At 78.1% G+C, this 6,827-nt stretch carries 6 protein-coding genes and 2 pseudogenes; 4 read left to right on the plus strand and 4 right to left on the minus strand.

The genetic code is table 11. The annotated features are described in order from the left end of the window. Window positions 1–1,609 (plus strand): annotated as a pseudogene (locus EBM89_RS21495) (glycosyltransferase family 2 protein); the annotation flags it as partial. Further along, window positions 1,606–3,306, plus strand: a complete 1,701-nt coding sequence (locus EBM89_RS21500) for a DUF5719 family protein (protein ID WP_158609724.1) — start codon at window positions 1,606–1,608, stop codon at window positions 3,304–3,306. The pseudogene EBM89_RS21495 and the gene EBM89_RS21500, both read left to right, overlap by 4 nt. A gap of 24 nt (window positions 3,307–3,330) precedes the next feature. On the opposite strand, the gene EBM89_RS18735 is transcribed toward EBM89_RS21500, so the two are convergent. Beyond that, window positions 3,331–4,242, minus strand: coding sequence for a glycosyltransferase (locus EBM89_RS18735; RefSeq protein WP_122151139.1), 912 nt, complete (start codon window positions 4,240–4,242; stop codon window positions 3,331–3,333). A gap of 52 nt (window positions 4,243–4,294) precedes the next feature. Next, entirely contained in the window at window positions 4,295–4,759 is a 465-nt protein-coding gene (locus EBM89_RS18740; protein ID WP_233571852.1) for a metallopeptidase family protein, read from the minus strand. Between the two features lie 90 nt (window positions 4,760–4,849). On the opposite strand from EBM89_RS18740, the gene EBM89_RS18745 reads away from it, so the two are divergent. Both EBM89_RS18745 and EBM89_RS18750 read left to right on the plus strand, forming a co-directional pair. Beyond that, on the plus strand, window positions 4,850–5,242 hold the full coding sequence (locus EBM89_RS18745; RefSeq protein WP_122151142.1) for a DUF3499 domain-containing protein: 393 nt from the start codon (window positions 4,850–4,852) through the stop codon (window positions 5,240–5,242). 1 nt (window position 5,243) lies between these two features. Beyond that, complete coding sequence (locus tag EBM89_RS18750; RefSeq protein WP_122151140.1) at window positions 5,244–5,513, plus strand: hypothetical protein; 270 nt, start codon at window positions 5,244–5,246, stop codon at window positions 5,511–5,513. A 3-nt stretch (window positions 5,514–5,516) separates the two neighbouring features. On the opposite strand, the gene EBM89_RS18755 is transcribed toward EBM89_RS18750, so the two are convergent. Then, complete coding sequence (locus EBM89_RS18755; protein ID WP_122151141.1) at window positions 5,517–6,605, minus strand: ABC transporter ATP-binding protein; 1,089 nt, start codon at window positions 6,603–6,605, stop codon at window positions 5,517–5,519. A gap of 13 nt (window positions 6,606–6,618) precedes the next feature. Beyond that, window positions 6,619–6,827, minus strand: a pseudogene (locus EBM89_RS21505) (hypothetical protein); the annotation flags it as partial.

A 6,827-nucleotide genomic window follows, 5' to 3' on the forward strand; every position in this document is an offset into this window, starting at 1 on the left:
CGCCTCGCTCGCGTTCGCCGCCGTCGCCGCGGGCGCGCCCGCGCTGCTGCTGCCCGGCGTGGTGCTGCTGCTCGTCGTGGCGGCGTGCGCACCGCGCGGGCGGAGACTGCGGGTCGTGCTGGCGGCCGTCCCGGCGCTCGTGCTGCTCGGCCCCGTGCTCGCGGAGGTCGTCGCGCGCGGCTCCGACGGGCTGAGGCTGCTGCTCGCCGACCCGGGCGCACCCGTGGCCTCGGCGCCGACGTCAGCCGTCGCGACGCTGCTGGGCGTGCCCGCGGACGCCTCGTCGCTCGTCCCCGCGTGGCTCCCGGACTGGGTGCCCGACCAGGTCGTCACGTGGTGGCCCGTCGCCACGGGCGGGGCGGTGCTGCTCCTCGCGCTGCTGGCCCTGCTGCGCGGTGCCCCCCAGGCGCGGGTCGTGCGCCTCGGCTGGGTCGTCGCGGTGGTGGGCCTCGCGGTCGCGCTGCTCGCGGGCCGGGTGGTCGTGGGGCAGGACGACGGCGCGGTCGTGGTCGGCTGGGCCGGATCGGGTGCCTCGCTCGCCGCCGCGGGCCTGCTGCTCGCCGCCGTGACCGGGACCCGGGGTCTGCGGCACCGCCTGGAGGGCGTGACCTTCGGCTGGCGGCAGCTCACGGCGGGTCTGGTGGCGGTCGTCGTGGTCGCGCTGCCGCTGGCGACGTGGATCGGGTGGGCGTGGCAGACGCGTGACGGCGCCGCGGGCGACCTCACGACCCGGGAGCGGGCCGTGGTCCCGGCGATCGGCCGGCAGACGCAGGACTCCGCGGACGCGCCCCGGGTGCTGGCGCTCGGCGCCGACGCGGACGGGTCCGTCGACTGGCAGCTGCTGCGCGGCGACGGACCGCAGGTGGTGGACGACGCCGCGGCCGTGCGCACGCGTGACCTCGCGGGCGCGCTGGACGACCCGGCGACCGCCGAGCCGGACGCGGCGACGACCGAGCTCGAGGCCGTGGTCGGCACCCTGTCCGCCGGCGCCACGGAGGACGTCGCCACCGACCTCGCGGCCCTCGCCGTCGCGAACGTGCTGGTCCCGCCGGTCCCGGTGGCGCAGGGGGACGACGTCGCGCAGGGTCAGGCCCGCTCGGCGCTGGTCGGGCGCCTCGACTCGACCCCGGGCCTGGAGCGGATCACCGAGGGGGACACGGGCGTCATCTGGCGCGTGCAGCCCGCGGGCGCCGCATCCGGCGACGACGACGCCGAGCCCGTCACCGCGGTCGTCACCGCGTGGGCGCGGCTGGTCCCGGACGCCTCCTCCGCGACCGACGCCGACGGCCTCGCCACCGGCTCCGCCGCCGTCGCGGCCGAGCCCGGCGGGCGGGTCGCCACCACGATCCCCGCGGGCGACCCCGGCCGGCTGCTGGTGCTCGCCGAGCGGGCCGACGCGGGGTGGCGGGCCACCCTGGACGGCCGGCCGCTGCGCGCCGTCACCGACGGCTGGCGGCAGACCTTCGAGGTCGGCGCCGCGGGTGGCGACCTGGTGGTCGAGCACCGGGCCACCGACCGCACCGTGTGGACGGTCGCGCAGGTCGTGGTCGGGGCGCTCGCCCTGCTGCTGGCCCTGCCCGTGCGCCGCAGGCGGGCGGGCCGACGATGACGACCGACGGCGACCGGGAGGACGTGGACGTGCAGGAGCCGACGCACCCCGAGGTGACGCGGACCGGCCAGGCCGGACGGACCAGCCAGGCCGGACGGGGCGGGCGGGTCGTGCGCATCCTGTCCGGGCTGCTCGTCCTCGGGCTGACCGGGGGCGTGGTCGCGCTGGCGGGCACCCTGCCCGCGTCCCCGGCCGCCACCGCCGACGCGCTGCCGGCCGACGAGGTCGACGTCGCGGCTGCCGCGGGCACCCTGGTGTGCCCCGGCCCGCTGCGGCTGCCGGACGACAGCACCTCCGGCGACTCGGCGTTCGACCGGGTCCCCGTCGCCCCGGTCGAGCGCGTGACCGTGTTCGGGACCCGCTCGGGCACCGTCTCGCTCACGCCGCTCGGCGGCAGCGCGCAGGCGCTGGACGACGGCGCGACCGTGCTGCGCTCGCCCACCGCCCCGGTGGTGGTGCGCGCCGACCCCGTGGACGGGGAGCCCGCGCGGGTCGCGGGCGCCACCGCGTCCGTCGTCGCCGACGGCGACCTGCGCGGGCTGTCCGCGGCGTCCTGCGCCCGGCCCGCGTCCAACCTCTGGCTCGTCGGCGGCAGCACCGAGATCGAGAGCAGCGCCGACCTGGTGCTCGTGAACCCCGGCGCCACCGCCGCGGACGTGACCGTCGAGGCGTGGGGCCCGGCGGGCCCGGTGGACCTGGGCAGCGGCGCCACGCAGCTCGTGGCGCCCGGCGACCAGCGCACCCTCGTGCTGCCCGGCGTCGCCGCCGAGCAGCGCCGCCTGGTCGTGCACGTCTCAGCCGCGGGCGGCCAGGTGTCCGCCTACCTGCAGGACTCGCTGCTCGACGGCTTCACGCCGCGCGGGACCGACCTGGTCGTCGCGGGCAGCGCCCCGGCCGCCGAGCTGGTCGTCCCGGGCGTCGTCGTGCCGGCGGCCGAGGTGGACGACCCCGACGCGGGGGCGCTGCGCCTGCTCGTCCCCGGCGAGGAGGACGCCACCGTGTCCGTGCGCCTGCTGGGCCCCGACGGCGAGACCGAGCTGCCCGGGGCGCAGGACCTCGCCCTCGCGGCGGGGGAGGTCACCGACCTGTCGCTCGGCGGCATCGGCGCGGGCGCCTACACGGCCGTCGTCGAGTCGGACGTGCCCGTCGTCGCCGCCGCGACCACCGCCCGGGAGGGCGAGGCGGGCGACCTGGACGCCCAGCCCCGGCTGGAGCGGGCCTGGTCCGCCGCGACCGCGACCGGCGGCGGCCTGCTCGCCGTGCCCGACGGCACGACCGGCACCCTGACCATCGGCGCGGTGCCCACCGGCGTCGAGGGCGAGCGGGAGCCCGCGGCGACGCCCAGTCCGGAACCCACCGAGGGCCAGCGCCCCGACCCCGACGCCGGGACCGCGCCGCAGGGCCCGGTCGTGACCGCCACCGTCCGGGCGTACGGCGCGACCGGCCGGGTCGGCGAGCAGGAGGTCGAGGTGCCCGTCGGCTCGACGGTGCGCGTGCTCGTCGCCGACCTCGGCGCCGACGTCACCGGCATCGAGGTCGTGACCGACGACGACCCGCGCGCGGAGATCTCCTGGGCGCTCCTCGCCACCGCCAACGCCGCGGACGGGCCCCTGCTGTCCGTGCTCACGCCCCTCGTCGACACCGAGGCCGTGACGTCCGCGCGGGTGCGCGAGGCGAGCCGGCTCGGGGTGGGCTGAGGCCCGGTCCGGACCGGCGGGCGGTCAGCGCGCGGCGCGGAGCTCGACCCGCTCGCGCACCGCGAGCCCGGCGCTGATCGCCACCCGCACCGGCAGCTGGTACCAGCGGTGGTACCGGCGGTGCAGGTACTGCCGCGCGGAGGCGTGGTGCGCGGAGATCATCCGCGCGGGGCGCGCCTTCCAGGACACGCCGCCGACGTGCACGACCCGCGCCGAGGGCACGTAGACGTTCGCCCAGCCCGCCAGCGCGAGGCGCTCGCCCAGGTCGACGTCCTCGAAGAACATGAAGTAGCTCTCGTCGAACCCGCCCACGGCCTCGAAGGCCTCCCGCCGCAGCAGCAGGCACGCGCCGGACAGCCAGCCTGCGACGCGCTCCGTCCCGGCGGTCTCCTGGCGGCGCTGGTACGCACGGGTCCACGGGTTGCCCGGCCAGACCTTGCCGAGCACGGCGTGCCCCACGCCCTGCGTCAGCGACGGCAGCTCGCGCGCCGACGGGTAGACGCTGCCGTCCTCGTTGAGCAGCGCCGGGCCGAGCGCCCCGGCGCTCGGGTACCGCTGCGCGGCGTCGAGCAGGGCGTCCAGGGAGCCCGGCTCCCACACGACGTCGGGGTTCGCGACGACGACGAACGGCTGCGCGGCACCGCGGGCGCCCGCGTTCGCGCCGCCGCCGTAGCCGAGGTTGCCGCCCGGGCGCAGCACGCGCCCGCCGGCCTCGGCCGCCAGCCGGTCCGCCACCTCGGGGTCGGTCCCGTTGTCGACCAGCACGAGGTCGACCGGTGCCGTCGTGGCGGTCGCCAGCGAGCGCGTGAAGTCCGCGAGCTCCTCGCCGGGGTGGAACACGATGCTGACGACGCGGACGCCGTCGGCGGAGCCGTCGGGACCGGCGGGCCCTGCGGGGTCGGCGGCGGGCTGGGCGGCGGGGGAGGGCGTCGTCATGGCCCGGTCAGGCTACCGCCTGCGCGCGTGCCGGCTGCTGCCCGCCGACGGCTCAGCGGCCGTCGCCGAGCTCGGGGTCGACCTCGTCGGGGGAGCGGCCCAGCAGGTGCGCGACCTGCTCGACCACGACCTCGTGCACCAGGTCCGCGAGCTCGTCGGCGTCGCCCGCACGGCTCTCCACCGGTCGGCGGTAGACCACGATCCGGGGCGGCAGGCCGGGCTGGTCCGGGAAGCAGCGGCCGAGCGGGACGCCGCCGCTCTCCCACGGCGCGGGGTTGGAGGGCGGCACGTCCTCCACGGCGAACTCCACCCCGTCCAGGTACTTGCCCCACCGGACCTCCAGCCGCTCGACGGAGTCGAGGACGAGGTCGTCGAACCGCTCGGCGCGGGTACGGTGCGCCGGCAGGGTCGAGGGCAGCAGCGGGCCGCGGATGCCGCGACCGCGGCGGTCCCGCCGGCGGACGCCACCGGCACCGCGGTCGCCGGGCAGGGCGGGGACGGGACGACGCAGGACCACCCGGCGACTCTAGCCGCCGCGCGGGTGACGTGGCCGCCGCTGCGCGGGTCGCGGTCCCCGTCGGGGCCGGTCGCGGGTACCGTCTACCCCGTGAGACCCGTCCGCCAGTGCTCCCGCACCGCGTGCGGTCGTCCGGCGGTCGCCACCCTCACGTACGTGTACGCCGACCAGACCGCCGTGCTCGGCCCGCTCGCCACCCTCGCCGAGCCGCACTCCTACGACCTGTGCGCCGAGCACGCGTCGCGCCTCACCGCCCCGCGCGGGTGGGAGGTCGTGCGGCTGACGCCCGAGTTCGTGGAGACCGGCCCCAGCCACGACGACCTGCTCGCGCTCGCCGACGCCGTGCGCGAGGCCGGCCGGCCCCCGCTGGGCGGGGCGCGGCACGCCGCGGTGCCCGACGGCCTGCCGCCGGCGTCGCAGCTCGCGGAGACCGAGACCCGGCGACGCGGTCACCTGCGGGTGCTGCGCGGCGAGGACGGCTGACGTGGCGGGCCGCCGCAAGGGGCGTCGCGACGAGGAGGCCGCGCCGCTCGGTTCGCTGAGCGCACCCGGGCAGGTGCACGCGCCCGGCACCGCGACATGCGGGGTCTGCGGGTCGGACCGGCTGACGCGCCTGCACCTGGCGCTCGCCGACGGCACCGACGTCACGTTCGTGTCCTGCCACCAGTGCGAGCACCGGGCTTGGTTCCCGCTGGACGGCGACGGCACGGCGCTGGAGCGCGACGAGGTCGTCCGGCGGTCCAGCCGCTCCTGACGGTCACCCGGCGAGCGCGGCCCCCGTCGTCGCGTCGAAGGCGTGCACCCGGGTGGCGGCGAACCGCGCGGTGGCGGCATCGCCCACGCGCAGCGGGGTGTCGGCGGGCACCTTCGCCACGAGGCGCGTCGTGTCGGCCCGCAGCGTGACGTAGGCGTCGTCCCCGCGCCGCTCCACGAGCGCGACCTCGGCGGGCAGCCGCGCGTCCCCGTCCGAGCCGCCGTCGGGCCCGCCGAGGTGGACGTGCTCCGGTCGGACGCCCAGCACCACCGGCCCGGTCGCCGCGGCGGTCCCCGGGGGCAGCCAGCCGCGGGGCGTCGTCACACCCGGGGCGGTCAGGGTGCCCGCGGACACCTCGGCGGGCAGGAGGTTGATCTCGGGCTCGCCCAGGAAGGTCGCGACGAACTGCTCGACCGGATGCCGGTACAGGTCCCGGGGCGCGCCCTGCTGGCGGACGACGCCGTCGCGCATGAGCACCACCCGGTCCGCCATGGTCATCGCCTCGACCTGGTCGTGCGTGACGTACACCGTGGTCACGCCGAGCTGGCGGTGCAGGTCGAGGATCTCGGACCGCATCGTGCTGCGGAGCTTGGCGTCCAGGTTCGACAGCGGCTCGTCCATGAGGAAGATCCGGGACTCCTGCACCATGGCCCGGGCGAGCGCGACACGCTGCCGCTGCCCTCCGGACAGCTCGGCCGGCGGCCGGTCGAGGTAGCGGGTCAGGCCGAGCGTGGCGGCGACCTGCTCGACCTTCTCCCGGACGGCGGCGCGCGGCACCCGGCGCAGCCGGAGGCCGAACGCGATGTTCTGGGCCACGCTCATGTGCGGGTACAGCGCGTAGTTCTGGAACACCATGGAGACGTCGCGGTTCTTGGGGTGCACGTCGTTGACCCGCCGCCCGTCGACGACGACGTCGCCGGCGGTGACGTCCTCCAGCCCGGCGAGCATGCGCAGCAGCGTGGACTTGCCGCACCCGGACGGACCGATCAGCACCACGAACTCGCGGTCGGCGATGGTCAGGGACACGTCGTCGACGGCCAGGGTGCTGGTGCCGTACACCTTCGACACGTGGGACAGCTCGATCGTGGGCATGCGGGGACTCCGATCAGGGGGTGGCGGTGGTCACGGTGCCGGGCGGACCGGGCGGACCGGGCGGACCGGGCGGACCGGGCCGGGGGCGGTCGAGGACGGTGAGCAGGCACGTGCCGGCGGTCGCGGCGGCGAGCGTGCCGGCCAGGGCGACGGCGCGCCCGACGGTGCCGGGCCCGAGCACGAGGACCAGCAGGGCGGCGGCGGTGGCCGCGAGCACGAGGG

The organism is Cellulomonas triticagri, assembly GCF_003696205.1.
Taxonomy (GTDB): domain Bacteria; phylum Actinomycetota; class Actinomycetes; order Actinomycetales; family Cellulomonadaceae; genus Cellulomonas; species Cellulomonas triticagri.